The following is a 25,536-nucleotide window of genomic DNA, read 5'->3' as shown; positions in this document are numbered from 1 at the left end:
AAATTTGCAGTTAATAAAGTCACTAAACGCAATAACTCGTTATAGATCACATTTTATGTACAAGGAGTTTTCTCTGGAGATTCTGGCTGGTATGATTCATCAGGTAAATACCTTTCAACTCAACCCGAGGCTTTGATGCTGGAGAATGTAATCATCAGATAATCAGCTTACCGACCTTTTCAGGCCGGACTGGTTATCAATGCGCCGAAATCGAATGCGGACACCGCAGTGTGTTTGCACGTTTTGCACATGATGATTAAACAGGTTTTCCAGTATGAATTTATCCCGTCAGGAACAACGTACCTTACACGTTCTCGCCAAAGGTGGCCGTATCGTTCACGTCCGCGACGCCTCAGGCCGCGTCACCTCCGTCGAATGCTACAGCCGCGAAGGACTACTGCTCTGCGACTGCACCCTCGCCGTGTTCAAAAAACTCAGAACCAAAAAGCTGATCAAATCTGTCAATGGTCAGCCCTATCGCATCAATACTACCGGGCTGAACAACGTTCGCGCCCAACTGGATAATCGCTAAGGAGAGAGAAATGGATATCCCAAAAATTTTTACTATCAGCGAAAGCGCTCATCGCATCCATAACCCGTTCACCGCGCAGAAATACGCCACGTTAGGCCAGGTGTTGCGCATGGAACCGGGCACCCGCATTCTGGATCTCGGTAGCGGCTCAGGAGAGATGTTGTGTACCTGGGCGCGCGATCATGGCATTTTCGGCATCGGTATCGATATGAGCCAGCTGTTTAGCGAACAAGCAACGCTGCGCGCAGCAGAACTGGGCGTCAGTCAGCAGGTGAGTTTTGTCCACGCCGATGCAACGGGCTATGTCGCTGAAGAAAAATGCGATATTGCCGCCTGCGTGGGCGCAACCTGGATTGCAGGCGGCGTCACCGGAACGGTCAGACAACTGGAGCAGAGTCTTAAGCCAGGTGGAATCATACTCATCGGTGAACCGTACTGGCGCCAGATGCCCGCAACGGAGGAAATCGCCCAGTCCTGCGGCGCGACCGCTGTTGCCGATTTTCTTTCCCTGGCGGAACTCATTTCTTCTTTTGACCCGCTCGGCTATGACGTGGTTGAAATGGTTCTGGCTGACCAGGAAGGTTGGGACAGGTACGAGGCGGCAAAATGGTTGACGATGCGCCGCTGGCTGGAAGCTAATCAAAACGATGAGTTTGCACCGGAAGTCAGGGAGCAACTGAGAAGTTCACCCGGACGCCACGTCACCTTCACCCGAGAATACATTGGTTGGGGCGTGTTCGCACTCATGAAGAGGTAAGCTGTGTGGTCGGTATAACCGGGAGGTTATACCGACTTTCTCATCACTTTGCCGCTGACTGCATTAATACTTCAACAAATTTAGCCAGCCACTGCGGATGCGCGGGCCAGGCTGGCGCAGTCACCAGATTACCGTCGACGTGGGCTTGATCAATGCCGATATCCGCATAATGTCCGCCGCTCAAACGCACTTCAGGCGCGCAGGCCGGATAGGCGCTACAGGTACGATTTTCTAATATTCCCGCTGCCGCCAATAATTGAGGACCATGACAGACGGCGGCGATAGGTTTACCCGCCGAGTTGAAATCCTGTACCAGTTGGATGACATCCGGGTTCAGCCGGAGATATTCCGGAGCACGCCCGCCGGGGATCACCAACGCGTCATAATCGACGGCCCGCGCTTCGGCAAAATTCGCATTCAACGTAAAACGGTGTCCCGGTTTTTCGCTATAGGTTTGCGCCCCATCAAAATCATGAATCGCGGTTTGAACGTAGTCACCCTGACGCTTATCCGGACAGACTGCATCAACACGATGGCCCAGCATTTGCAACGCCTGGAAAGGAACCATCGTTTCATAATCTTCGACATAATCGCCAACCAACATCAGTATCTTCTTCATTCACGTCCCCCACTCACAGTGATTAATGATGAGAAATAGCGGCCATCTTTACTATAGCCCACGCGTATCCCGACATTAATAAATACAGCAGTATGCGCCGTCATCGGAGGTTTGAAGGTGGTCACAATTGAAGGGCCGTCCCCCTCCGTCAGATATATACGCGACTACGCTACTCAATACGTTACGCAGCAACCACGCGAGTAATTTATCTTTCGTAGTAAAAATAGCGGCGCAGATTACATACGCCGATTTTCGATGCTATTTTGACAGTGGCGGTCTCTACAATATTCTGTTTATTAAAGAAATATGTGACTCCTGCCATACATCCTCAGGGCTAATAAATCCTTTCTGATTATATGGAATGTTAATTCCGGCATTGTTGAAGCAAGCATAGACGAGTTCAGAGCAGATATATTCCCTGTCCTTTTTCGATTTTCCTTTCCCAAGAGTGATCCTCGCAAGGATGCGTGCTATTTCTTCTTTATCATATGGGCGGGTTAGTTCATTAAGACCAAAAGCCGCTATTTGCTCAACGGCGGATTTAGACAATGCCTCATATCTAGCGAGAACAACCCGGCCTTTGTAAGGTTTCCCAATATCATCATAATCGGATAAATATTTTGATAATGGAGATAGCCGTACGCCCATATCTTCTACACTCTCCAGGAGCAACACACGATCTATTTGCGGTAAAACAAAAACAATCCCTACATGGCTCCATGGTGAGTCAGTCATCTTTTCAATTGCTTTTGATACCAGGTAGTCTCCGGAAGCGAAAAAAAGGTCACCTGATTTTAACGTTTCACGCAAAGTGGCATAATTAACCACTTTCATCGCTTTAACTTGTGCTAAATCAATATGATTTGGCATGTGAACCTCGAATAGAAAAAGTATGGCATTAAAAGTTTATCCAACCTGGTGCTATATCTCTCTACGAAGAAATTACGATACATGAACTCTTTTACGGCTGAGGGCGTCCTTGAAGGCACGCCCTGTTGTTAATACCTGAAACAACAATGTGGTTCGTCGTCAGATCACTCCCAGGCCCGTTCGGTTTTCGCCGCGTCAAACTGCGGCGGCGGCTTACGAAAACGTCCGGTCAGCCAGGCGAGATACACCAACCCTAACCCGGCCCATACCAGTCCCAGCGTCAGCGATGTCACCTCCAGATTGACCCACAGTACGGCAACCGTGGCGGCGCCAACCATTGGCAATACCAGAAAGTGTAATTTCTCCTGCCAGGTATGTTTACGCCCTTCACGACGCCAGAAGTGGTTAAACACAGACAAATTGACGAACGTAAAGGCCACCAGCGCACCAAAGTTAATCAACGCCGTGGCGGTCACCAGGTCAAAAAACAGGGCCGACAGCGCCACAATGCCGACCATAATGACGTTTAGCGCAGGGGTGCGCCATTTCGGATGGACATAACCGAAGTACTTCTCCGGGAAGACGTTATCGCGGCCCATCACGTACAGCAAACGGGATACACTGGCATGTGACGCCAGGCCTGACGCCAGCGTATTCACAAAAGTCGTACACAGGAAAATGGACTGGAACAGTTTGCCGCCGACATACAGCGCAATCTCCGGCAGCGCCGCATCCGGGTCTTTAAAGCGGCTAATATCCGGGAAAAACAGCTGCATAAAGAACGAAGCGGCAATGAAGATCAACCCACCGTACAGGGCGGTGAGGAAAATAGCTTTCGGGATGGTACGCGCCGCATCCGGCGTTTCTTCAGAAAGCGTCGTCACTGCATCAAAGCCGAGGAACGAGAAGCAGACGATGGTCGCCCCGGTGATAATCGGGATCAAATGCGCATTCTGGCTAATAAATGGTTGCAGCGACCAGACGGTGCCGACCCCCTCGCCTTTATGCAGCCCTTGTACCACGAGGAAGATAAACACGGCGATTATCGCCACCTGCACCAGTACAAACAGCGCATTGAAGTTCGCCACCAGATTAACGCTTTTCAAATTGGCCGCGGTGAGGATCGCCACGAACATCACCACCCAAATCCATGGCGCAACCTCCGGGAACAGCGCGGAGAGGTAAATTTTCGCCAGCAGGACGTTAATCATCGGCAGGAAAAGGTAGTCAAGCAGCGACGACCAGCCAACCATAAACCCCACATGCGGATTGATGGCTTTTTGCGCGTAGGTGTAGGCCGAACCGGCCTGCGGAAACTGGCGTACCAGCTTACCGTAACTGATGGCGGTGAACAGCACGCCCGCCAGGGCCAGCAGATAGGAGGCCGGAACATGGCCATTGCTGACGCCCGAAACAATCCCAAAGGTGTCAAACACCGTCATCGGCGTGAGATAGGCCAACCCCATCACCACCACCTGCCACAACTTCAGGGATTTTCGCAGCTGTGTTTTGCCCGGCTGGGCTGCAACGTCCACAGGAGAATTAGTCGACATAGCGATCCTCCCCGCAACGAGTCCAGGTCTGCGTTCGAAATGTTGGTAGCGCAAACCTGAGTCGTGTCGGGGTGGATCTCCAAAAGTAAGGCGTCAATGTCGTACGGCAAAGGTGTGGTCCGTACTTACTGCGGGAGCCATGGATGCTCACGCGGGGCTGGTTTTTAAACACTGGCATCATCACATTTCCTCGTCACAAACTCTGTCGGTTATCTGAAGACCCGTTGTCGCCCGCGCTCCATTACGCGACATCCGGGAAATGGCAGGTATTCCTGCAATTTTTACGGGCTGGCTCCGCTCAGCCCGCATGATGCGACTTCTTTTTAAACGACCTGTACGACGGTCAGGCGTTTTTCAACATCCACTCAATTTCGGTGTCGGTGATAAGACGTTCAAACTGGATTAATTCATCGTTTTTACAGGCGTGATACACGTGGCTAAAGCGCTCACCCAATAATTCACGCAGACTGTCGTTTTGCATAAACTCCCACAGCGCATCGCTCTGACGGATCGGGAACGGCAAACCCTCCTGCTCCAGTCCGTTGCCTTCCACCTCTTCCTGTAACGGCAGTTCGTTATCCAGACCATGGAGGATCCCGGCCAGAATGGTCGACATCACCAGATAAGGGTTGGCATCAGCCCCCGCCACACGATATTCAACCCGATGATTATCACGATCGCCGCAGGGAATGCGCAGCGCCACTGTACGGTTGTTATGCCCCCAGGAAGCCTGAGTCGGGACGTACATCCCAGGTTGGAAGCGACGATAAGAGTTCACATTTGGCGCCAGCAGCGCCATCGACGCAGGCATCAGATCAATCATCCCGGCAAGCGCCCGCTTAAGCAACGCGGAGTCATCGCCATTCACATCGGCCAGCACGTTCTCGCCTTTGTTATTCATAATGCTGATGTGGATATGCATCCCGCTACCGGCATGCTCCTCATAAGGCTTTGCCATAAACGTGGCGTGCATCTTATGTTTTTCCGCCACCAACCGCACCAGCCGCTTCAGCGCCAGCGCATCGTCACAGGCGTCGAGTACGTTATCGGTATGGATAAGATTGATTTCAAACTGACCAGGCGATGCTTCGGCCACCGCACCGTCGGCCGGGATCAACTGCAGACGGGCCAGTTCGTCGATATCGTTCAGCACATCAGCAAAATGGTTCAGGTTATCAACGGAATAAACCTGACTTTGGGTATTACGATCGTCCGTTCCCGGCGCGCACGGCGGCTGCAGATAACCTTCGGGATCGCGCTTGCGATCGAGTAAATAGAACTCCAGCTCTACCGCTACGACGGGGAACAAACCGCGCTGGCGAAGTTTCTGCCAGAGTCGGTTGAGAACGTTCCGCGGCTCAACGTCAAAGGGAGCGCCATCTTCATCCAGCATTGTCAGCATCATCTGCCCAATAAATTCCGGATCGGCGGCCGAAGGGGTTAACGTTCCGAGCACTGGCACACAGGTCCTGTCCGGCTCGCCAAGTTCTTGTCCTAACCCCGCCTCTTCCACCACATTGCCCAGAATGTCCATCGCGAACACCGATGCCGGAAAATAACAGCCCTTCTCTAACTTAGACAATCCCGACACGGGAATGCGTTTACCGCGAAAACAGCCATTCAGGTCGGTTAACAGCACATCCACAAACTGCGTGTTGGGATAACGTTCCAGATATTGCTTCACTTCGCGCGCAAACGCGCTACTTCGCCTCTCTTCAGAATGCTGCACAAAATTCTCAACTTCTACGATATTGGTTTCCATGATTCACCGCCGTTGGCCTGGTAAGCTTTCTGTGATTTGACTGTTAAATATAATGTCCACTCTTCGACTCTGGATGCAAACAATTTGTTTGTCAAATGTTAAATTAAGTTTGCCAGAAGGTTATTGCGCTGCTAGATTGAGAAAATAATGAACGGAATGGCACAACAAGGAACCGTTTGGCAATAATTTATTCCAAAACGTGAGGTCGATCATGGGCAATATATTTGACAAGCCAGTTATTGGTGTCGTGATGTGTAGGAACAGGCTTAAGGGTCACGAGACCCAGACTCTGCAAGAAAAGTACCTGAATGCGGTTTTGAATGCCGGGGGATTACCGATAGCGTTACCTCATGCGCTCGCGGAGCCAGAATTACTGAACGCGCTGTTACCAAAACTGGATGGTATCTTCCTGCCTGGAAGCCCAAGCAATGTGCAGCCGCACCTATATGGTGAAAATGGCGATGAGTCTGACGCCGATCCGGGGCGTGATCTTCTGAGCATGGCGCTAATTACCGCCGGGCTCGAAAGGCGCATTCCCATTTTCGCCATCTGCCGGGGCTTACAGGAATTAGTTGTCGCCACTGGCGGGACTCTGTATCGTCGCCTGTGCGATCACTCACAGTTCCTGGAGCATCGTGAAGATGCGGAACTCCCGGTGGAGCAGCAGTACGCCCCATCTCATGAAGTCCAGGTTCAACAGGGAGGATTGCTGTCGCAATTAATACCAGGTTGCAGCACGTTTTGGGTTAACTCCTTACATGGTCAGGGCGCAAAAACGCTCGGCCCGCAGCTGCGTGTGGAAGCACGATCGCAGGATGGATTAGTGGAAGCTGCCAGCGTTCACGACCATCCTTTCGCGCTCGGCGTGCAGTGGCACCCGGAATGGAACAGTAGCGAATACGCCCTGTCGCGTTTGTTACTTGAAGGTTTTATCACCGCTTGTCAGAACCACCTCGCTGAAAAACAGCGACTCTGACCACTACTGTTAAGGAAATGCAATTATGAGCGATGACGGCCTGGCGCCGGGTAAACGTTTGTCAGAGATCCGCCAGCAATTGGGTCTTTCGCAGCGTCGTGCCGCCGAACTGTCTGGGTTGACGCATAGCGCCATCAGCACCATAGAGCAGGATAAAGTCAGTCCTGCCATCAGTACGCTGCAAAAGCTATTGAAAGTATATGGGCTGTCGCTCTCCGAGTTCTTCGCGGAACCGGAAAAGCCTGACGAACCGCAGGTGGTTATCAATCAGGATGATTTGATTGAGATCGGGAGTCAGGGAGTATCCATGAAGTTAGTTCACAACGGAAATCCGAATCGTACGCTGGCAATGATGTTTGAAACCTATCAGCCAGGCACGACAACCGGGGAGAGAATTAAGCACCAGGGTGAAGAGATAGGCACAATACTGGAAGGTGAAGTGGTTTTGACCATCAACGGTCAAACGTATCATCTTGTTGCAGGGCAGAGTTATGCCATTAACACCGGCATTCCACACAGCTTCAGCAACACTTCGGCAGGGATCTGCCGCATTATCAGTGCCCACACTCCTACCACATTCTAATAAGTAGCGGCCTGAGTTTCTCAGGCCTTCTTAAATAACGCGCATTAACAGGGTAAATCCCTGGGGCATCGTGCAGCCTGATTTTGCCTGAAAAAGATCAGCAACGAACTTTATCTTATTGATATAAAAGGAGTAGCTATGAACTTTCAGAACCTTAAATATTGGCGTGAGAAAGCCAGTCATTATTCGCCGGAAACCCGTTTATTTATTAACGGCGAATATTGCGCCGCCGCCGATAACGAAACCTTTATTACTCAGGATCCGGCCGGACAGCGCCCACTCGCCAAAGTCGCCCGCGGCAAAAAAGCGGATGTGGATCGTGCGGTCACCGCCGCCCGCGCCGTCTTTGAACGCGGTGACTGGTCGCAGGCGTCACCCGCTGAGCGCAAGGCGGTTCTGCACAAGCTTGCAGATTTAATGGAGCAGCATCACGAGGAGCTGGCGCTACTGGAAACGCTCGACACCGGTAAACCGATTCGCCATAGCCTGCGTGATGATATTCCAGGTGCGGCGCGCGCCATCCGGTGGTACGCCGAAGCTATTGATAAAGTCTATGGCGAAGTTGCCACCACCTCGGTAAACGATCTGGCGCTGATTGTGCGCGAACCAGTGGGCGTGATCGCGGCTATCGTTCCGTGGAACTTTCCCCTGCTACTGGCCTGTTGGAAACTTGGCCCCGCGCTGGCCGCCGGTAACAGCGTGATCCTCAAACCCTCGGAGAAATCCCCACTGACCGCCATTCGCCTTGCGGCGCTGGCTAAAAAAGCGGGTTTGCCCGATGGCGTTCTCAGCGTGGTTAGCGGGTATGGCCACGAAGCAGGCCAGGCGTTGTCGCAGCATCCGGATGTCGATGTGATCACTTTTACTGGCTCAACCCGCACCGGCAAGCAACTGCTAAAAGATGCTGGCGACAGCAACATGAAACGCGTTTGGCTGGAAGCTGGCGGTAAAAGCGCCAACATCGTGTTTGCCGACTGCCCGGATCTACCAAAAGCCGCCGCCACTGCCGCGGCAGGCATTTTCTACAACCAGGGTCAGGTCTGTATCGCCGGTACGCGTCTGCTGCTGGAAGAGAGTATTGCCGACGAATTTATCGCGCTGTTGAAAGAGCAGGCGAAAAACTGGCAGCCGGGCAACCCGCTGGATCCTGAAACCACGATGGGCACGCTTATCGACAATGCGCATGCTGACACCGTGGACACCTTTATTCGCGACGGTGAAACGCAAGGCACGCTGGCGCTGGATGGCCGCAGCCATGTCCATCCGGCGGCTATCGGCCCGACGATTTTTGTCGATACCGCACCGCAAGCCCACGTCAGCCGCGATGAGATCTTCGGCCCGGTACTGGTCATCACCCGTTTTAGCAGCGAAGCCGAAGCCCTGGCGCTGGCCAACGACAGCGACTACGGCCTGGGTGCCGCAGTCTGGACCCGCGATTTGTCGCGCGCCCATCGCATGAGTCGTCGCCTGAAGGCCGGGTCGGTCTTCGTGAATAACTACAACGACGGTGATATGACCGTGCCGTTCGGCGGTTATAAGCAAAGCGGCAACGGGCGCGATAAGTCCTTGCATGCCCTGGAAAAATTTAGCGAACTGAAAACCATTTGGATCTCCCTGGAGCCTTAATCATGACTGAACATACCAGCAGTTATTACGCCGCTAGCGCCAATCAGTACGAACCGTTTCCCACCCTTAGCGAATCGGTTAGCTGTGATGTCTGTGTCGTGGGCGGTGGCTATACCGGACTCTCCTCCGCCCTGCATTTAGCGGAAATGGGTTATGACGTGGTGCTACTGGAGTCCGCGCGTATTGGTTTTGGCGCCAGCGGACGCAACGGCGGCCAGTTGGTTAACTCTTACAGTCGCGATATTGATGTTATCGAACGCAGCTACGGCCCGGACGCCGCCAAAATGCTCGGCAGCATGATGTTTGAAGGCGGCGATATCATTCGCGAACGCATCAAGCGTTATCAGATTGACTGTGACTATCGCCCCGGTGGGCTGTTTGTGGCGCTGAACCATAAGCAGATGGAAACGCTGGAAGAGCAGAAGTCGAACTGGGAACGCTACGGCAACACGCAGCTTGAACTGTTAGACAGCAGCGAAATTCGCCGCGAAGTCAGTAGCGATCGTTATGTCGGCGCGCTGCTCGACCATAGCGGTGGTCATATTCATCCGCTCAATCTGGCGATTGGCGAAGCTAACGCTATTCGTCTGAACGGCGGGCGCGTCTTTGAACAGTCGCCGGTCACCCGCATTCAGCACACCAGCCCGGCGGTGGTCAGCACGGAAAAAGGTCAGGTTACCGCCCGCTTTGTGATCGTGGCGGGCAACGCCTACCTCGGCGACAAACTGGAACCGGCGCTGGCAAAAAGCAGCATGCCGTGCGGCACACAGGTATTAACCACCGAACCGCTGTCCGCTGAAATGGCGCGCTCGCTGATCCCGAAAAACTACTGTGTGGAAGATTGTAACTACCTGCTGGATTACTACCGTCTGACCGGCGATAACCGCCTGCTGTACGGCGGCGGCGTAGTCTACGGCGCCCGCGATCCGAACGATATTGAGCGCCTGGTGATGCCGAATCTGCTGAAGACCTTCCCGCAATTGCAGGGGGTAAAAATTGATTACCGCTGGACCGGTAATTTCCTGTTGACGTTATCACGTATGCCGCAGTTCGGCCGTCTTGATACCAATATTTACTATATGCAGGGCTACAGCGGTCACGGCGTGACCTGCACCCATCTGGCTGGACGCCTGATTTCCGAACTGTTACGCGGGGATGCCGAGCGCTTTGACGCATTCGCCAATCTGCCACACTACCCGTTCCCGGGAGGCCGCAGCCTGCGCATTCCCTTTACCGCCATGGGGGCGGCCTATTACAGCTTACGCGATCGCCTTGGGGTTTGAGTTCTTCCGCGATAAACCCAACGCACAGGGCGGTCTCCCCTGTGCGTTTTTTTATTGCCATTGAAAATTCCGAGCCGTATCCATCGACTGTCATTGTCACTTTCAGTGTAACGTTCCGGTGGACTCACATTTTAAGTTTTTTTCTTCCCTGCCGCATTTATAAGGATGGATATTAATATGTAACGGAGGAATAGATGAACAGCAATGTAAAATTTATGTTAAATTTAAGATTCTTTATTTTAGCGCTATATAATAGCCGGGATGTCTCTAATGCTCTGGAGTTAAAAGAATTTTTGCTGGATAACTGTCATCACCTGCCTGACGGTGATGCAACTGTAGCTTTTATCGATGCTTTATTCATGCTATGTGAATTTTTCCACGCAGACTGTATTGATTCTTTTTATATGACCTCATGTAATTTTTATGGGTATATGATGGATATAAAAACCAAGGATGTATTTTTTATCGGCAAAGAGAGTGCTTATAAAGATTTTACAACGCGTGTAAACATTATAAATTTCAATATCCATTTTTATAATTCAGAAAAATTTATTGATATTGAGAAGCTTAGTAAAGAAATTTATAATAGCCCATTTTCTGTGCTTGCCTATGATTACCATGGAAGCAATGCTGTTTTGAATAAAGGTGTATGCAGACCTTTTTCTCATTATCTTTACGAAGCACCACAAAAAATCACACGCGAATCACATGAAGACTGGACGTTATTTTTTGCATATCAATACATGAGATTACTGGATAAAAAATTCAAACAAATCATATTCGGCTCTTCGTATGCTTACCATGCCCTAACAGATGTGAATTCAGAGAATTCTGTCAGTTTCTCAATACCAGGCTTAGATATAATCAGCGCTATGCAATTGTACCATGAGATACATAAAGTACCATTAGATAATAAAGTTATCTTTTGTTTTGGCTTGTATGATTTTTTTAAAGAAATAAAAAAAGGAAATGCTAAAGTATATGTTGATGCGTATAAAGCCGTAACGAGTTTCATGAATGGTAAAGATCTATCTCCCGAATCACAGAGCGGCAGATTACATAATCATACGACAAACCTTAATATATCTACTTCTGTTGATGTTTTGGTCAGCTCACGTTATTTAGACGATGGCACTGCCGAGAACAATAGATTTGAAAACAAAAATGATGACAATGACGTTATACTGGAAATGCAAAAAAAAATAAACTCCGCAGTTCAAATATCAAAAGAGGAAGGTGAAAAACTGGGGATTCACACAGTGTCCGTGCATAACAAATATATTAAATACGAAGACTCATTTGAACTAAATTGCAGATTAATGGAAGAACTAAAAAACAATGCTAATCATTTAGAAAAAGAAGTTTACTTCATTATACCACCAGTACAAAGATCATATATTGAAAACTTAGACAAACACATCAAACATAAAGTATATAATTTTTTAAGCACATTAAAGTCACAACATTTCCATGTATATGATTATTCCACAGATCGTGATTTTCATTATTGTGATTTTCTCGATGGACATCATTTGAATATGTTTGGCGCCAAAAAACTACGTAATAAACTTTGTAACGCAGGAATATTAGATAATGAAATATTATAATTGAATCTGAGCCTGTCCGTGATTATGTGTAACTGCCTGTCTCGTTAAAGGTGATCGTCATTCATATTTTCACCTTAGTATCATTACTACCTTTAGTTTATGTACCAGTCCGGTATTCAGCTATCAGCACTTCAGGAAATGGGTGGTTGGGAAAGCATAGCGATAATACAGCGCTATGCTCATCTGGCACGATAATAGAAGTCGAATCTACGGTCTTTGCATTACCGAAACTCACGTAACCACTGACGGTATGGGGCAGTGATCCTTTTATACCCTTTCCATCAATTCCCCAAGACGTTTAATCTGCCGACTCTGGTTATCGAAATTACGCTCATTAAGCCACAGATCGTAGGCCGGTCGGAGTGTCGGGTACTCACTATCGATGATTGAGTACCATGCGGTATCCCGATTTCGCCCATGGGTAACAATAGCCTGCCGAAATATGCCTTCAAAACTGAAGCCAAAACGCTCCGCCGCCCCACGGGAAGGCGCATTAAGCGCATCACATTTCCATTCAAAACGGCGATAGCCCAGATCCTCAAAAACGTACTTTAAAAGCAATGATATGACCTCCGTTGAAATTCGTGTGCGTTTCATGCGTACGGAGTAAGAAATATGCCCCACCTCAATCACACCATTTGAGGGATCGATACGCATAAGAGCAAACGTACCAACAGGTTGCATAGTGACTAAATCAATCACGGCAAAATGCATCGGATCTGTCTGTTCTTCCATGTTTTTTACATAGTTCAGGAAGGAGTCAAAAGTTTCAAAAGGCCCTGCCGCCAGATATGTCCAGTCACGAAAATCACTCGCTTCGCAGTACGCTTCATACAACTCTTTGGCATGGCGTTCGGCATTAATACGTTCAAGCTTACAATAGCGACCTGTAATTTGCTGAGCCTGTGGAAAGGGGGCGCCTTTCCAGTCCGACAAAGACATACCTACGGGTTGATGGAATTGATTAAAGATGCCCGACATATCCGTACCTCTGACAAAACAGGACTAAACCCGCGCAGGGTATGATCAAACTAACCAGATCAAAAGAACCACAATGCGTGTTTTTTACGGATCCACAGCTTTTCATTGTACAAAAAAGGCATAATATCTTAGACGGAACCAAACAAGCGTATTGCAGCATTAATGATAAGAGCTGAATAAAATATTCTTTAAATAACCTGGGCCAGACGGCGTATCCCATCAACAATTGCCTCAGCAGGATGATTTGCAAAACCAATCAAAATCCCCTGTCGGGTGATATCTCCCTGGTAATAACGGCCCAGTGATAATATTCCCATCCCAAGTACCCTGGCTTTTTCCTCGACTTCATTTCCGGTCAATCCGTTTTGTAGCCAGCACACAATATGAACGCCAGAGTCAGAAGGCTGAACAATCATTTTATCAGCAAGGTATTCTTGAATAGCATTGACCAGCGCAGCTCTTCTTTCATAACACGCCTTACGAACTCGGCGTACATGACTGGCATAGTGCCCATCCTCAATAAAATTCGCCATCACGGCCTGCTCAAGATAACTGGTACCGAGATCTGTAAAATATTTCGTCACCATAATCTGTTCTTGTAAACCGGGCGGGACAACTAAAAAACCTAAACGAAATTCTGGATACATCATTTTCGAAAATGTACCAGCATAAATAACCCGATGATTGTGATCTAATCCCTGCAATGCCTGTAAGGAACGGTCGGCATAGCGGAACTCGCTATTATAGTCATCTTCAAATATCCATGCCTGATTCGACTTCGCCCATTCCAGCAGCTCAAAACGCCGGCATAAACTCAACGTTCCACTTAATGGATATTGATCCGACGGGACAACATAGGCCAGCTTAGCGTCAGGGAAATGCTCAATACCATAGCGGACGTTCATTCCTTCGCTGTCTACCGGTACCGGCCTTACCATCGCGCCAACAGACAAGAAGGCTCCGCGGGCACCTTTGTAACCCGGCTCGTCCAGCCAAACGTCACTTCCTGGCGACAGCAACGCTCGTGCGGTAATGTTCAATGCCTGTTGAATACCATTTACGATGATTATCTGATCTTCGTTACAGTTCACGCCACGCGTTGTTTTGATGTAACGACAAACCGCTTTTCTCAAAGGAAGGTATCCGCAAGGGTGAGTGTGTGCTCCCAGTTGATGCCGGGATTGTCTCCAGACTCGTTGCAGTAATTTGCCCCATAGTGCGTGCGGGAAAAGATCCGTACAGCCAACGCCAACCGCAAACAGACGGTTCATACCGCGCCCTTCATACTCATTCGACCATAAATCGCGCACAGGATTATTTTGGCTGTTTAGCTGTTCATCAGGCGTGACGACTTTCTCCGGCACCATTATTGGATAGCAATTGCTGATACTTCGATCCGGAATATGATGCGCAACATAGGTTCCAGACCCTTTCCGGGTCAGAATATACCCTTCATCTAATAACCGGTCATAACCGGCAATCACTGAATTTCGTGAAATTGACATCATCTCGGACAACGCCCGGGTTGACGGCATTTTTGTTCCTGGCGGCAATCGCCCTTCGAGGATGTGATCGCGGAGGATGTGGTAGACCTGCTCCTTAACCGCACCTTTTCCTAAAACAAATCCTTGAAATAAAGGCGCATTGTTTTTCTTCATTGTATTAACCTTTATACTAAAAGTGGATCCTATCAATATATCGAAAGTGTCTCTTTACGAGAATTTATAAAATTCTTAGTATCATCATACTAACACACTATTCGTATAAAATATCAGGATATATATGATTAACATGAATGACGTTGCTATTGAAAGTGCAGAACAAAAAGATTACGCCAGCTGGCTTCCTTTATGGAAAAACTACCAGACATTTTATCGCACTAAAATTTCAGATGAAGTAACAAAATTAACGTGGGAGCGTTTTCTGACGCCTGGCGAACCTGTTTATTGTGCAGTTGCCAAATATGATGGAAAAATAGTGGGACTGGTGCATTATCTCTTTCACCGTTCAACCTGGGCAGAATCAAATTATTGCTATCTCGAAGATCTATTTGTTAGCGAAGATGTACGCGGTCAACATATCGGTAAACAGCTTATCGAATATGTACAACAACAAGCCCAAAAAAACCACGCATCAAGATTATACTGGCACACGCATGAAACCAATCTGCGTGGACAACGACTGTATGACTGGGTGGCCAAAAAGAGCGGGATGATTGAATATCGTATGTGAGCGAAATAACACTTCGAACAGACGTTAATCATTCAGTTTTAAAAAATCAAAGATTAGCCTCTGAGTAGATATACTCAAAGGCTGTATCTATCAAGCATCAAAAAGGTACAGAGCCGGTATGGCAACGATAAAGTAAAAATCCCCGCCATCCGATGAGGATGCGGGGACATTCACAAAAATCACAGAGAGCTAAAATTATTTAGCTCGCCGTTATCATGCTTAAAGGTCTTTTATTTCGTAGTCCGGTAGATGACATTGCATAATAAAAGCATTCAGCGTTTCGATATCCGGCAGTGCAGTCAGCGCGCCCTTGCGGGTTGTCGCGAGCGCACCGCAGCCACTGGCCCAGGCGATAGCCTGGCGAAGCTGTTCAACACACTCCGGCATCCGGTTGTCTGCCAGCCAGGCCAGCAAACCGGCGACAAAAGCATCCCCCGCCCCAGTCGTATCAATACTGTCGACGGTATAGCCGTTGAAATGGATCACATTATCCTGCCAAAGTACCATCGCGCCCTGCGCTCCGTAGGTTACTACTTTCAGTTGTGCAGGGAGCGCTTTAAGGCCGTCAAGCGCATGGGCAAAATCGTGTGTACCGGTCATCCAGTACCACTCTTCTTCCGAAAGCTTAAGAATGTCAGCCTGTAAAGAATAGTGGCGTACCACTTTGAGCATTTCTTTCTTATCGGGCCACATTTGCTCGCGTAAATTTACATCGAAACTCAGTAATCCGCCCCGTTGTTTAACCTGAGCGATGGCAGAAGCCAATGTATCACGGCAACCTTCAGCCACCAGAGCCAGAGAACAGAAGTGCAGAATATCGTCGCTAAAATCTGGTAGCGCGGCAGATGTTAAAAATTGATCCGCGGAGGGATTGGTTAAAAATGTAAATCCACGTTCGCCACCGTTACCCAGCGAGACCAGCACCGTACTGGTTCTGTGCTGATTATCCATCTGAAGGCTTGCAGTTGAGACGCCTGCATCAGACAGCGTCTTTTTTAGAAAGTGGCCAAAGTCGTCATCACCTACCCGACCAATAAAACCACTTTTCCTGTGTAAACGCGCAGTACCAATTGCCACATTGAATGGCGCTCCTCCTGCACAAGCTTGATATTGCATGTCTGAAAGCGGCAAAAGATCAACCACCGCATCGCCAAGCGTCCAGATATTCATGACATTTCCTCAATGGTAATTAACGCATTTATTTAAACGTGACGGTTAAAAGTTATAATCCAGCATCAGCTTATAGTCGGTGGTTATGGCATCACCATTAGTGACCCAACTGCCACTCTGGTTTATTAACGAACCGGTTATTTCCCCGGATACCGTAAAACGAGAAGTTAATGGATAATTTGCTGATAATTTAAGAAAGCGGTTACGGGTATTCTGGAATACCTCGCCATCTTCAACTCGCGCATTATTCTTTTTGTAATGCCCATATCCACCGCTGAATGTCGTGGATAATTTCCCCCAGTTGTGCCAGACGCCAAGTGATGTTGTCCAACTTTTTTCATCAATATCTCCCCATTGCGCGCGGTCTAAAATTGCAGAAGCGAATTGCTGGCGGAACCAGGCTCCAGTGGTATTGTTAATAATGTATTGAACGCCGGGTTCAATCTGAAATGAACGTCTATCCCGGTCATTTTGTGAACCACCATTACGGCGATGATCAATCTGCTGATACAGATAGTTAAAGAACGAGAAGTTGTCCGTAACACGCAAATCGGTAAAGAACTTGACGCGCCCCTGCCAACGGTCATCAAGTGATGAACTTCCGCCCATCACGTCCCAACCATAACGTAGACGCTTGTAGAAATATTCATGACCAACAATCAACTGAGTCCACTGATTTTGGCTGAGGTATGTTTGATCCTCCCATGTCCCGTTATAGTTGGTAGTTCGGCCCTCAGAAAATGCCAAATACCAACCGGGTAACGCATCATGACGCATCACCCCTTGTACAAATGTCAGTGAATCATTTCCGTTATGAAAATGGCTGTTACGCCAGTTATTATCCTCGATAGCATATTTCATTTTCAGTTGACCATGAACACGACCGCCAGCAGGATTTGAGGAACGGGTTGAGGTCCACATTACGTCTTCATCCAGATATGACCACGGATCTACAGCAATCACCTTTCCAGATACATCTTTCATGATGCTCATGCTCGCATTCGCCAGCGCCGGAAAAAGAAGAACAAAAATAACAGACAGGGCATGATAGTTTTTCATAGTGATATCTCGTTATATTATTTCTTTTATTTTCAATGTGGCGTGAAAATTATCATTTTGTGGCAAGCTGATACTCCATGGTTTCTCCGGCATGGAATACATTCGGGTACTGAATGCGGCTTTATTATTTATATAAAAAACAGCAATTGAGTTTTGAATCAGCACACGTAACTCAATTTTTTCATCCAGAGGAACATTTACCCATGATTCCGCATTCGCATGGTGAATAGATGCGAGTGGCGCATTGAAAAAGTAGACCTTGCCTTTGCTCTTATTGAACACAACGTTAAGCTTTGCATCGCTTACTCTGTCGTCAGTCAGACCAAAACTCATCACCATTCCGGCAGAAGGGATATCTACAGTTGCACTTAACTCACCTCGTTTGGGCAGAGGTGGATACACAACAGACTGTAATGGACCAAACTGTGTGGCTGTTTTTATCATTTTACTGCTTGTTAAGCTGGTCACCGGACCGGGGTTATCATTAATGACCGTCTGAAGTTCCTGTGAAAGGATGCTGCTAAGCTGCCCCTGCTTATCCGCGATGAGCTCATGAGCAACCAGATTTCCTGCCCAGTCAATATTACCATTGTCACTGCTTCCTGCTTTGGTTGGGATCCAACCAAAAACAAACAGGCGATCGTTTTTAAGTACAAGTTTTCCTGCGTAAAACCCCGAGCCATCAACCACATAATTGTCCATCTTTCGCCACGGTCCATCCGGATTATCCGCAACCCGGTACTGGGTCAGGCGTAGCGGCCATTGGTCGCTAAAGCTGAGATACCAACGTCCATTAAAGAAAACCAGCGTTGGGCATTCCAGGTTAGAGTTACTGGTAATCGTGTCATTATCAAAAAATACACCACGGTCTTCCCAGTTCTTTAAATCGGTTGAACTGTACCGGGCTATGACACCGCGCCCCTCACTACGCGTGGTAATTAACATCCAGTACTCTTTCTTTTCTGCAACCCAAACAACATGAGGATCCCGGAAGTCATTACCGCGATAATTATCACCTGGCAGAATCGTATCCTGCGGGTGTTTTACCCAGTGAAGACGATCTTTACTGGTCGCGTGCATAATGGACTCAACCGGGAACACATTTTCATTGTGCGCGGTATACCAAGCATGCCAGGTATTGCCGACTTTAATAATCGAGCCGGTTCCCAATAACAGTTCAGGATCGTCAACGTCGTTAACGTAGGGAATCACTTCAGAATGGTTCTGGTAGTTATATAAATTGGTGCTCGATAATAAATGAATAGCATGTACGCCTAAATCGCTACCGCCGCGCACATCATTGAGATAAAAAATATCAAATTCACCATCGTTATAGACCGGCATTGGGTCACCAATAAATGATCCCTCCACCCGGGGAAAAAAATCATTAATATAGCGAATACTTTTATTGTGTAATGTTTCTTTAGAAGGCTGCGACCAGGCTGGCATATTGATAAACGAAAGTGCCAACAGAGCGGCAGATACCACTAATATTATTTTTTTCATGTTACACCTGAATATCAGAAGTTATAATTCACGCCAACCACGGTAAAGGGATTCCACGAATGGCCGCTAGAAGTCCAGAGCCCGGTTTCTTTCGTGAATTGTGCTTTGAACTCACCATATAATCTAACTTCACCAAAAACTGGATAACTAATTGTGCCACCAATGAATTTATAACGACCATCATAGAAAACTTCTTTGCCATTGCTGGCGTTATCTATTTTGTCCTGACCGAAGCCTAAATACAGGGAGGTTAACAGAGGATACCAGTTTCGCCAGAGTCCAGCCGTCACCTTCCATTCTTCTTCTACAATGTCGCCCCAGCTCTCACGTTCCTGACGGTTATAGTAATAATAAGGCCGCAAATACAGACCGAGATCGGGATTCACACGGTATTGAATGGCGGGTTCAATTTCAAAAATGTACTGCTCGAGATCGCCATTTCCCGGTTCATTACCCTGCGGCTGATATTCGCCATAGGCGTAACCGGCCAGGCTCCATTTGTTGGTTAGTCGCAGGTCTTGCCAGATTTTGTACCTGTTTTTCCAACGTTTAGTTGCTGTTTCCGAACCAACCATGACCTCCGTACCGATATTACCGCGCCAGGTTTCAAAAATATGGCCGACAAAAAACTCATTGATCGTATTTGTGCCTTTGTAATCCTGATTACTAAATTGTCCTTTATAGCTATCCTCGCGGGCATTCCAGAAGCCAAAGTACCAGTTTGGTAGCTCATCATGCCTTAAAAAAGCCTGAATGGTGGCGAGTTTAAATTTCCCGCTATTTTTCTTATTATCACTCCAACGAACATCATCAATTTCTATCTGAGTGCTGATGTTTCCATGCAGGCCACCAGCCTCCATATTACGACCAATACTGTCCCAGTGAACAGGAGGATCTTCCTGTCTTAAACGCAACACGCTGACATCATCAGACTTATCTAAAGTATTACTCTTTTTCACCTCAGTTGTTTTATTTTCAGTTTCTCGATGCGAGGCTGTCGGCATCGACGAAGTTGCCAGTTTATTTTCTGCCCCTGTAGTAACAGGAGGAGCAGTGACGCGATTGGTCGATTGTTCACCTCCTTTTGTTGGCTGGCCAATATTCTCTTGTGGCGTATCATATTCATCAGAAAAATAGCTTTGATAACTACCGATATAGGTAGCTGGTTGTTCGGTATTATCCTCTGCAATAGCGGGAAATGCCGTAACTGACGTTATCATACAGGCCAGGATTTTTTGTTTTAAAACAAATTTTTTGATGTTTATCGCGGTTACGCGATAGTGAGGTATTAATATTTCATCCATTTCATTATCTCATTATTCCAGGCAATAACATGCCAGCCTAAGACTGGCAGAAATAAAAGCTCACTAGGTAAGAGGTAAGGCGAATCAGGACTAAATTATTACTCCAAAGACCAATATCCGGCTTCCTGAAATGAGGCAACACCATGATTCGCAAACAGCGAAAGATCGCGCTGCGCCGGATGAGGATAAATTCGGCTACTTAAGCATGCCTCACCCTCATTCACAAAAACCTCTACTGATGAGCGGTCGATAAAAATGCGTAATGACAGTACACCGTGTGCTGGCAACGAAATACTGCGAGTTCCTTCCAGCGAATATTCTGGATAACGACGCTCCACTATCAGACGTTGGGCCTGATTATCGACGTAAATTCTCAGCCCATCCCCTAATGACATACCAAACTGTTCCGCTGTAGAGGCGTTTAGATCCCATAGCAGTTGCACCTCGACCGCTTCGGCATCAGCCGTCATAAGGACTTTCTGATTCCGCAGGCAACAAGCAGGCGTTGGATAATAGCTGCCACGCAGCGCAGAGACTTCGTCAGCGGGTTTCATCCTCACCCGATGGTCGTCACCAAGGCTCAGTTCGCGCGGGAGAGACAGCATGCCTGCCCAGCCGTCCTGCTGTTCGGGCATCGGTGATTCCCACATATCCAACCAACCGATAATAATGCGGCGATTATCCGGGGTCAGAAAACTTTGCGGAGCATAAAAGTCGTGGCCATGGTCCAGTTCAATGAATTGTCCGTCATGGGTGAATTGTTGACCGGGCTGCCATTCCCCGAGTAAATAGCCACTCTGAAAAAGGTTGCGATGGTGATAACCTTTCGCCGCGATCCCTTGCGGAGAAAACATCAGGATCTGCTTCCCTCCCAGAGTAAAGAAATCAGGACATTCCCACATATAGCCCTTCCCCTCATCAGCCTCAGCGAATATCCCTTCGTCTTGCCATTTGCGGAGATCGGATGAACTATACAGACGCACTTGCCCCGTATTCTCTACACGGGAACCGACCACCATGTACCAGCATTCCCCTTCACGCCATACCTTCGGGTCACGAAAATGATGCAGTCCAGGGGGCGTATCAATCACCATCCCATGCCGCTCAAAATGGATACCGTCACGACTGGTGGCCAGACACTGCACCTGGTAGAGATTGTCGTCTGTGTCTGGCGAACCGTGAAATTTATGTCCGGTATAAATCAGCGCCAGCATATCGCCATCCACCACGGCGGAGCCGGAGAAACAGCCATCCACATCCGCCGGACCTTCTGGCGCCAGCGCGACTGGCAGATGCTCCCAGTGCACCAAATCTTTGCTGCGGGCATGTCCCCAGTGCATTGGCCCCCATTCAGGAGAATAAGGGTGATGTTGATAAAACGCGTGGTACCAACCGTCAAACCAAACCAGGCCGTTAGGGTCGTTCATCCAGCCTGCGCGAGCAGCGAGGTGATACCGTGGATACCATCGCGGATTAATACTGGATTGTGCTTTTTCAAGCGTCTGTTCGGCTTGTTCTAATAAGGATGTCATCGTCTTTACTCTCAGTACATTACACAGCATTTTGCTGCAGAAAGGATGGCTCAGATGAAGACTTATTTGAGCGCAAAAGGAAAATTGAAATGAACGTGGTGCAGAACACCATAATGCCCATGATTAGATAGGACTGGGCGAAGCCAAATTTCTCATAGCTAAAGCCTGCCAGCGGGGATAAAACGGTGCCAATAATGGAACTGGTGCAGGCGAATCCCACCAGATAAATCGTGGAGGACAAACGCTTGTCAAAATTCAGACTGTTGTATTTAAAAATAGCGACTAACAATATCGGTAGTTCGACAGCGTGAAGTAATTTAGTAATGGAAATAAGTAGCGGTCCTTCCACCAGCCCGGAAGCGATCATACGCATCGCCATCACCATTCCGGCGAATATCAGACCATTTTTAGCGCCAATGCGATTAACCAACCAGGGCGCACAAAACATGCCTGCCGCCTCCAGAAAAACCTGGAAAGAGTTTAAATAGCCAAACATCTCATTCCCTTCTCTTAATGACGGGAACTGTGAAGAGAAATAGACTGGGAATTGCTGATCGTAAACGCCGTAAATGCAGGTACCGACCACGAAGAATATCAACGCCCAGAAACGTGGCAGAGTAAGCAAATTCAGCGCATCTTCCAGAGAAACTTTTTTAGCGCCGATTTCGAGTTTTTCCATGCTTGCCGGAGCCGCGACTTTTAAACGGGCCAACAGACAGAAGAAGATAATCCCGGAGCAAGAGGCCACCAGGAAATTAAGGTCAGGGTTAATGTTAAACAGTAGCCCGGCAAAAAAGGTAGCCACAGCCCAGCCCAGAGACCCCCACATGCGTGCCCGACCAAACTCAAAGGTACTCTGACGCGCAACTCGCTCGGTGTAGGACTCCAAAACGCCGATACCGCCGTTAAATGTCAGACCGATAAACAAACCGCCGAACACACTTCCCAGCAAAATATTAATACTCAGCAAATAGCTAAATAACAAATAAGCGGGTCCGGAAAGGATCAAAAGCGCGGTGATGCACCACAACAGATGTTTACGCAAGCCAAGTCGGTCCTGAATAAAGCCATAACAAACCTGAGCAAACAGCGCGGAGACGGATAGCACGGAAAAGATAATTCCGGTTTCCGACGCCTTTAGTCCCACTTCCTGATGCAGCCAAATAGAGAGAAGTGAACTTGATGAGGACCAGGTCACAAAGAAAAAGAACAGCAGCGCGCTGAGCAGCAGATAGCTGCGAGAAGATCTTTTATTCATCTACGTAATCTCAGGGAAATGACATGCCAAGATGGTAACGTTAACATTTTGCCTGTACACTTGATTTTGACGCGATAATCGATGTTAATCACAAAAGTTAACGTTAACATTTTTATGCTCGGATCAAGATCACATTTTTTATCGTCGCTTGCCATTCATTGGGATTCGATGTCTGGAATAAATATTTGTCTTTGTTCACAACCCGTTAATAGATGGATTGCGTACAATATCTGGATTGGGTAGTTAGTTTCTTTAATGGAAGACTATGGCATCTTTAAAAGATGTGGCCAGACTGGCCAATGTATCACTAATGACCGTGTCTCGGGTGCTGAACGATCCGAAACGTGTGAAGCCTGAAACCCTGTCCCGGGTACAGGAGGCTATTTTACAGCTAAATTACGTGCCGGACCTCTCTGCCCGGCAGGTTCGTCGTGTCGGTTCCAGAAATAAAACGATTGGCGTGCTCGCGTTGGATACTGTCACAACCCCTTTTTCAGTCGACATTACGTTGTCTATCGAGGAAACCGCGCGCGCCTACGGCTGGAATAGCTTCGTGGTTAACATGTTTGCCGATGATAATCCTGACGATATTGTCGATCTGCTGCTCGCACACCGACCCGGAGGGATCATTTTCACCACGATGGGATTGCGTGAGGTGAACGTCCCTTCCAGGCTACTGAAGCACCCTTGCGTTCTGGCCAACTGCGAGAACAAGGGAGAAGCAGTTGCCAGCTATATTCCCAATGATGAACAAGGGCAATATACGGCAGTGCAGGCGCTATTAGCAGCGGGATACCGTCGCCCTCTTTGCCTGCATTTACCTGTCAACCATCTGGCGACGCGACGCCGCCGTCAGGGGCTCGATCGCGCCTGCCGTGAAGCCAATATTAATCCTGACGCGCTCGAACACTGCTATATGCAATATGGAGATGAACACTATCGTGATATTCCGGACATTTTGCTGAGATATATTGATCGGGGGATGCCGCAATTTGATTCAGTAATTTGTGGCAATGACCGTATCGCATTTATGGTATATCAAACGCTGTTAACACAGGGGATTCGCATCCCACAGGACATTGCTGTTCTTGGGTATGATAATCTCGTTGGGATCGGAAATTTGTTCTTACCCCCGCTTTCCACAGTCCAGTTACCGCATTATGAGATTGGGCGTTTAAGTACGTTGCACATTATCAACGGCGACAGCCACCGGGAGAAAGTTTTGGTCGACAGTCCCTGGCTGTTACGCGAATCATTCTGAACATGCCAACAGGTTATTCCATCTATGTTACCAAGACGGGATAACCACTGAGCCTCCTGGCATCATGAATATGAGGGAAAGTATGTTTTCTTACATTATGTTAGGTACCAACAATCTCCCGCGCGCTATTCAGTTTTATGATCCGCTAATGAAACTGCTTGGGCAACCGCAGGCCGGGCGTAATGAAGAAGGGGCGTCGTGGGGAACATTCAACAGCAACCACACCGTTGGGCTGTGCATCGGCAGCCCCTTTGATCGACAACCTGCCAGCGTTGGTAATGGCACGATGGTGGCGCTGAATGCGCGTTCCGTCGAACATATTGAGCAGTTGCACACCCTCGCGCTCAGCCTGGGCGGCACAGATGAAGGCGCGCCGGGTCATAGGCCGCAGTATGGTCAGGGATTTTACAGCGCCTACGTACGCGATCCGGACGGCAACAAGCTCGCGTTTATCTATTACGCGAACGTAGCCTGAAGAAGTCTTTATCCGGTAATTCTGTTATCGGCGTGAACTCGACAGGCTCAGAACCCAAAAGCAGTTCAAATCTTTACCCGAGTCGAAAAAGCATGAGTGCGGCGCGAGAGGAGAAACGTGGTTTTCTTAAAGGCCGGAGGACGTAATGACTTGAAATGGTGCGATAATAGGAACAATACCTACCAAATATTTCATTGATTTATAATGTAAATTACATGTTTCATCTATGGTGATACCCCCAAAGATACCCCCAATGGATTTTATGTAAAGCTGAATGGAGTAGAGTTTCGCTTTTGGCTAGCCCTTGCGAGAACGGAGGAGCAGGATATTTTCTCTATCATGTGACACTACTGCTGGCTTGTCATGCCTCACTCGAACATGTCTGGTAGAAGCGACTAAATGACAGGTATGCCCAGCAATTTAGTAAAAACCATAAATAACGCTCCAATAAACAATAATGACGCTCCAATATAAAAAATCCAAAGTGTTATAGTGAAAGAATATAATATTTTAGTAATGCACTCACAGCATTCATTTTAAAATCAGCCCTTCCCTTGATGAAGGCCTCAACATAAAACCACTTATTTCCC

The 25,536-nt window shown here is 48.1% G+C and carries 22 protein-coding genes and 1 pseudogene; 11 read left to right on the top strand and 12 right to left on the bottom strand.

Annotated elements, in window-relative coordinates; genetic code table 11:
- Positions 1–274: 274 nt before the first annotated feature.
- Together FHD02_RS14005 and FHD02_RS14000 are read left to right on the top strand one after the other, a co-directional pair.
- On the top strand, positions 275–532 hold the full coding sequence (locus FHD02_RS14005; protein ID WP_042310296.1) for a YjhX family toxin: 258 nt from the start codon (positions 275–277) through the stop codon (positions 530–532).
- A 10-nt stretch (positions 533–542) separates the two neighbouring features.
- A complete protein-coding gene (locus FHD02_RS14000) occupies positions 543–1,289 on the top strand; it encodes a cyclopropane-fatty-acyl-phospholipid synthase family protein (protein ID WP_042310298.1) in 747 nt (248 codons plus the stop codon).
- A gap of 43 nt (positions 1,290–1,332) precedes the next feature.
- Here FHD02_RS14000 and FHD02_RS13995 read toward each other — a convergent pair whose 3' ends face one another.
- The 4 genes from FHD02_RS13995 to FHD02_RS13980 all read right to left on the bottom strand — a co-directional run bounded on the left by FHD02_RS13995 (position 1,333) and on the right by FHD02_RS13980 (position 6,093).
- Positions 1,333–1,908, bottom strand: a complete 576-nt coding sequence (locus tag FHD02_RS13995) for a DJ-1/PfpI family protein (RefSeq protein ID WP_137359903.1) — start codon at positions 1,906–1,908, stop codon at positions 1,333–1,335.
- A gap of 279 nt (positions 1,909–2,187) precedes the next feature.
- On the bottom strand, positions 2,188–2,778 hold the full coding sequence (locus tag FHD02_RS13990; protein ID WP_220393991.1) for a YiiX/YebB-like N1pC/P60 family cysteine hydrolase: 591 nt from the start codon (positions 2,776–2,778) through the stop codon (positions 2,188–2,190).
- A 164-nt stretch (positions 2,779–2,942) separates the two neighbouring features.
- Positions 2,943–4,331 (bottom strand): APC family permease, encoded by a 1,389-nt coding sequence (locus tag FHD02_RS13985; RefSeq protein WP_042310309.1) that lies wholly within the window; start codon positions 4,329–4,331, stop codon positions 2,943–2,945.
- 343 nt (positions 4,332–4,674) lie between these two features.
- Complete coding sequence (locus FHD02_RS13980; protein ID WP_042310310.1) at positions 4,675–6,093, bottom strand: glutamine synthetase family protein; 1,419 nt, start codon at positions 6,091–6,093, stop codon at positions 4,675–4,677.
- Positions 6,094–6,304: 211 nt separating this feature from the next.
- Between FHD02_RS13980 and puuD the strand changes: the two genes are divergently transcribed.
- The 6 genes and pseudogenes from puuD to FHD02_RS13950 all read left to right on the top strand — a co-directional run.
- Complete coding sequence (gene puuD, locus FHD02_RS13975) at positions 6,305–7,069, top strand: gamma-glutamyl-gamma-aminobutyrate hydrolase (protein ID WP_003838709.1); 765 nt, start codon at positions 6,305–6,307, stop codon at positions 7,067–7,069.
- Positions 7,070–7,094: 25 nt separating this feature from the next.
- Positions 7,095–7,652 (top strand): HTH-type transcriptional regulator PuuR, encoded by a 558-nt coding sequence (puuR, locus tag FHD02_RS13970; RefSeq protein ID WP_038637926.1) that lies wholly within the window; start codon positions 7,095–7,097, stop codon positions 7,650–7,652.
- 138 nt (positions 7,653–7,790) lie between these two features.
- On the top strand, positions 7,791–9,278 hold the full coding sequence (puuC, locus tag FHD02_RS13965; RefSeq protein WP_220393990.1) for an aldehyde dehydrogenase PuuC: 1,488 nt from the start codon (positions 7,791–7,793) through the stop codon (positions 9,276–9,278).
- Positions 9,279–9,280: 2 nt separating this feature from the next.
- On the top strand, positions 9,281–10,561 hold the full coding sequence (locus tag FHD02_RS13960) for an FAD-binding oxidoreductase (protein ID WP_137371407.1): 1,281 nt from the start codon (positions 9,281–9,283) through the stop codon (positions 10,559–10,561).
- A 194-nt stretch (positions 10,562–10,755) separates the two neighbouring features.
- Positions 10,756–12,168: a hypothetical protein gene (locus FHD02_RS13955; RefSeq protein ID WP_220393989.1), complete on the top strand. Its 1,413-nt coding sequence runs from the start codon at positions 10,756–10,758 to the stop codon at positions 12,166–12,168.
- Positions 12,169–12,264: 96 nt separating this feature from the next.
- Positions 12,265–12,363, top strand: a pseudogene (locus FHD02_RS13950) (tyrosine-type recombinase/integrase); the annotation flags it as partial.
- 72 nt (positions 12,364–12,435) lie between these two features.
- Here FHD02_RS13950 and FHD02_RS13945 read toward each other — a convergent pair.
- Both FHD02_RS13945 and FHD02_RS13940 read right to left on the bottom strand, forming a co-directional pair.
- Positions 12,436–13,149 (bottom strand): GNAT family N-acetyltransferase, encoded by a 714-nt coding sequence (locus FHD02_RS13945; RefSeq protein WP_220393988.1) that lies wholly within the window; start codon positions 13,147–13,149, stop codon positions 12,436–12,438.
- Positions 13,150–13,337: 188 nt separating this feature from the next.
- The gene (locus tag FHD02_RS13940) at positions 13,338–14,807 is read right to left on the bottom strand and encodes a PLP-dependent aminotransferase family protein (protein WP_220393987.1); all 1,470 of its coding nucleotides are present in this window, start codon (positions 14,805–14,807) and stop codon (positions 13,338–13,340) included.
- Positions 14,808–14,931: 124 nt separating this feature from the next.
- Here FHD02_RS13940 and FHD02_RS13935 point away from each other — a divergent pair, with 124 nt between their 5' ends.
- On the top strand, positions 14,932–15,381 hold the full coding sequence (locus tag FHD02_RS13935) for a GNAT family N-acetyltransferase (protein WP_042310338.1): 450 nt from the start codon (positions 14,932–14,934) through the stop codon (positions 15,379–15,381).
- Between the two features lie 219 nt (positions 15,382–15,600).
- On the opposite strand, the gene FHD02_RS13930 is transcribed toward FHD02_RS13935, so the two are convergent.
- From FHD02_RS13930 to FHD02_RS13905, 6 genes are all read right to left on the bottom strand, one after another.
- Positions 15,601–16,551, bottom strand: a complete 951-nt coding sequence (locus FHD02_RS13930; RefSeq protein WP_137371404.1) for an aminoimidazole riboside kinase — start codon at positions 16,549–16,551, stop codon at positions 15,601–15,603.
- 45 nt (positions 16,552–16,596) lie between these two features.
- Positions 16,597–17,610: an OmpG porin family protein gene (locus FHD02_RS13925; RefSeq protein WP_079225363.1), complete on the bottom strand. Its 1,014-nt coding sequence runs from the start codon at positions 17,608–17,610 to the stop codon at positions 16,597–16,599.
- 12 nt (positions 17,611–17,622) lie between these two features.
- Positions 17,623–19,116 carry a glycoside hydrolase family 32 protein gene (locus FHD02_RS13920; protein WP_079225365.1) on the bottom strand — a complete coding sequence of 498 codons (1,494 nt, stop codon included), beginning with the start codon at positions 19,114–19,116 and terminating at the stop codon, positions 17,623–17,625.
- 14 nt (positions 19,117–19,130) lie between these two features.
- The gene (locus tag FHD02_RS13915) at positions 19,131–20,420 is read right to left on the bottom strand and encodes an OmpG porin family protein (protein ID WP_137349266.1); all 1,290 of its coding nucleotides are present in this window, start codon (positions 20,418–20,420) and stop codon (positions 19,131–19,133) included.
- Positions 20,421–20,518: 98 nt separating this feature from the next.
- Positions 20,519–21,952 (bottom strand): glycoside hydrolase family 32 protein, encoded by a 1,434-nt coding sequence (locus FHD02_RS13910; protein WP_220393986.1) that lies wholly within the window; start codon positions 21,950–21,952, stop codon positions 20,519–20,521.
- A 19-nt stretch (positions 21,953–21,971) separates the two neighbouring features.
- Positions 21,972–23,210: an MFS transporter gene (locus tag FHD02_RS13905; protein WP_042310359.1), complete on the bottom strand. Its 1,239-nt coding sequence runs from the start codon at positions 23,208–23,210 to the stop codon at positions 21,972–21,974.
- Positions 23,211–23,475: 265 nt separating this feature from the next.
- On the opposite strand from FHD02_RS13905, the gene FHD02_RS13900 reads away from it, so the two are divergent.
- Together FHD02_RS13900 and FHD02_RS13895 are read left to right on the top strand one after the other, a co-directional pair.
- Positions 23,476–24,471, top strand: a complete 996-nt coding sequence (locus FHD02_RS13900) for a LacI family DNA-binding transcriptional regulator (protein ID WP_042310361.1) — start codon at positions 23,476–23,478, stop codon at positions 24,469–24,471.
- Positions 24,472–24,553: 82 nt separating this feature from the next.
- Positions 24,554–24,946 carry a VOC family protein gene (locus tag FHD02_RS13895; protein ID WP_204556056.1) on the top strand — a complete coding sequence of 131 codons (393 nt, stop codon included), beginning with the start codon at positions 24,554–24,556 and terminating at the stop codon, positions 24,944–24,946.
- Positions 24,947–25,536: the final 590 nt, after the last annotated feature.

The sequence above is a fragment of the Citrobacter sp. EC_71 genome, assembly GCF_019584005.1.
In the GTDB taxonomy this organism is placed as follows: Bacteria; Pseudomonadota; Gammaproteobacteria; order Enterobacterales; family Enterobacteriaceae; genus Citrobacter; species Citrobacter werkmanii.
This window is presented reverse-complemented; position numbering and strand designations above follow the sequence as displayed.

Excerpts from the sequence above, each read along its gene's own strand:
- FHD02_RS14005 (WP_042310296.1), top strand. The coding sequence starts at position 275 with ATGAATTTATCCCGTCAGGAACAACGTACCTTACACGTTCTCGCCAAA.
- FHD02_RS14000 (WP_042310298.1), top strand. The coding sequence starts at position 543 with ATGGATATCCCAAAAATTTTTACTATCAGCGAAAGCGCTCATCGCATC.
- FHD02_RS13995 (WP_137359903.1), bottom strand. The coding sequence starts at position 1,908 with ATGAAGAAGATACTGATGTTGGTTGGCGATTATGTCGAAGATTATGAA.
- FHD02_RS13990 (WP_220393991.1), bottom strand. The coding sequence starts at position 2,778 with ATGCCAAATCATATTGATTTAGCACAAGTTAAAGCGATGAAAGTGGTT.
- FHD02_RS13985 (WP_042310309.1), bottom strand. The coding sequence starts at position 4,331 with ATGTCGACTAATTCTCCTGTGGACGTTGCAGCCCAGCCGGGCAAAACA.
- FHD02_RS13980 (WP_042310310.1), bottom strand. The coding sequence starts at position 6,093 with ATGGAAACCAATATCGTAGAAGTTGAGAATTTTGTGCAGCATTCTGAA.
- puuD (WP_003838709.1), top strand. The coding sequence starts at position 6,305 with ATGGGCAATATATTTGACAAGCCAGTTATTGGTGTCGTGATGTGTAGG.
- puuR (WP_038637926.1), top strand. The coding sequence starts at position 7,095 with ATGAGCGATGACGGCCTGGCGCCGGGTAAACGTTTGTCAGAGATCCGC.
- puuC (WP_220393990.1), top strand. The coding sequence starts at position 7,791 with ATGAACTTTCAGAACCTTAAATATTGGCGTGAGAAAGCCAGTCATTAT.
- FHD02_RS13960 (WP_137371407.1), top strand. The coding sequence starts at position 9,281 with ATGACTGAACATACCAGCAGTTATTACGCCGCTAGCGCCAATCAGTAC.
- FHD02_RS13955 (WP_220393989.1), top strand. The coding sequence starts at position 10,756 with ATGAACAGCAATGTAAAATTTATGTTAAATTTAAGATTCTTTATTTTA.
- FHD02_RS13945 (WP_220393988.1), bottom strand. The coding sequence starts at position 13,149 with ATGTCGGGCATCTTTAATCAATTCCATCAACCCGTAGGTATGTCTTTG.
- FHD02_RS13940 (WP_220393987.1), bottom strand. The coding sequence starts at position 14,807 with ATGAAGAAAAACAATGCGCCTTTATTTCAAGGATTTGTTTTAGGAAAA.
- FHD02_RS13935 (WP_042310338.1), top strand. The coding sequence starts at position 14,932 with ATGATTAACATGAATGACGTTGCTATTGAAAGTGCAGAACAAAAAGAT.
- FHD02_RS13930 (WP_137371404.1), bottom strand. The coding sequence starts at position 16,551 with ATGAATATCTGGACGCTTGGCGATGCGGTGGTTGATCTTTTGCCGCTT.
- FHD02_RS13925 (WP_079225363.1), bottom strand. The coding sequence starts at position 17,610 with ATGAAAAACTATCATGCCCTGTCTGTTATTTTTGTTCTTCTTTTTCCG.
- FHD02_RS13920 (WP_079225365.1), bottom strand. The coding sequence starts at position 19,116 with ATGAAAAAAATAATATTAGTGGTATCTGCCGCTCTGTTGGCACTTTCG.
- FHD02_RS13915 (WP_137349266.1), bottom strand. The coding sequence starts at position 20,420 with ATGGATGAAATATTAATACCTCACTATCGCGTAACCGCGATAAACATC.
- FHD02_RS13910 (WP_220393986.1), bottom strand. The coding sequence starts at position 21,952 with ATGACATCCTTATTAGAACAAGCCGAACAGACGCTTGAAAAAGCACAA.
- FHD02_RS13905 (WP_042310359.1), bottom strand. The coding sequence starts at position 23,210 with ATGAATAAAAGATCTTCTCGCAGCTATCTGCTGCTCAGCGCGCTGCTG.
- FHD02_RS13900 (WP_042310361.1), top strand. The coding sequence starts at position 23,476 with ATGGCATCTTTAAAAGATGTGGCCAGACTGGCCAATGTATCACTAATG.
- FHD02_RS13895 (WP_204556056.1), top strand. The coding sequence starts at position 24,554 with ATGTTTTCTTACATTATGTTAGGTACCAACAATCTCCCGCGCGCTATT.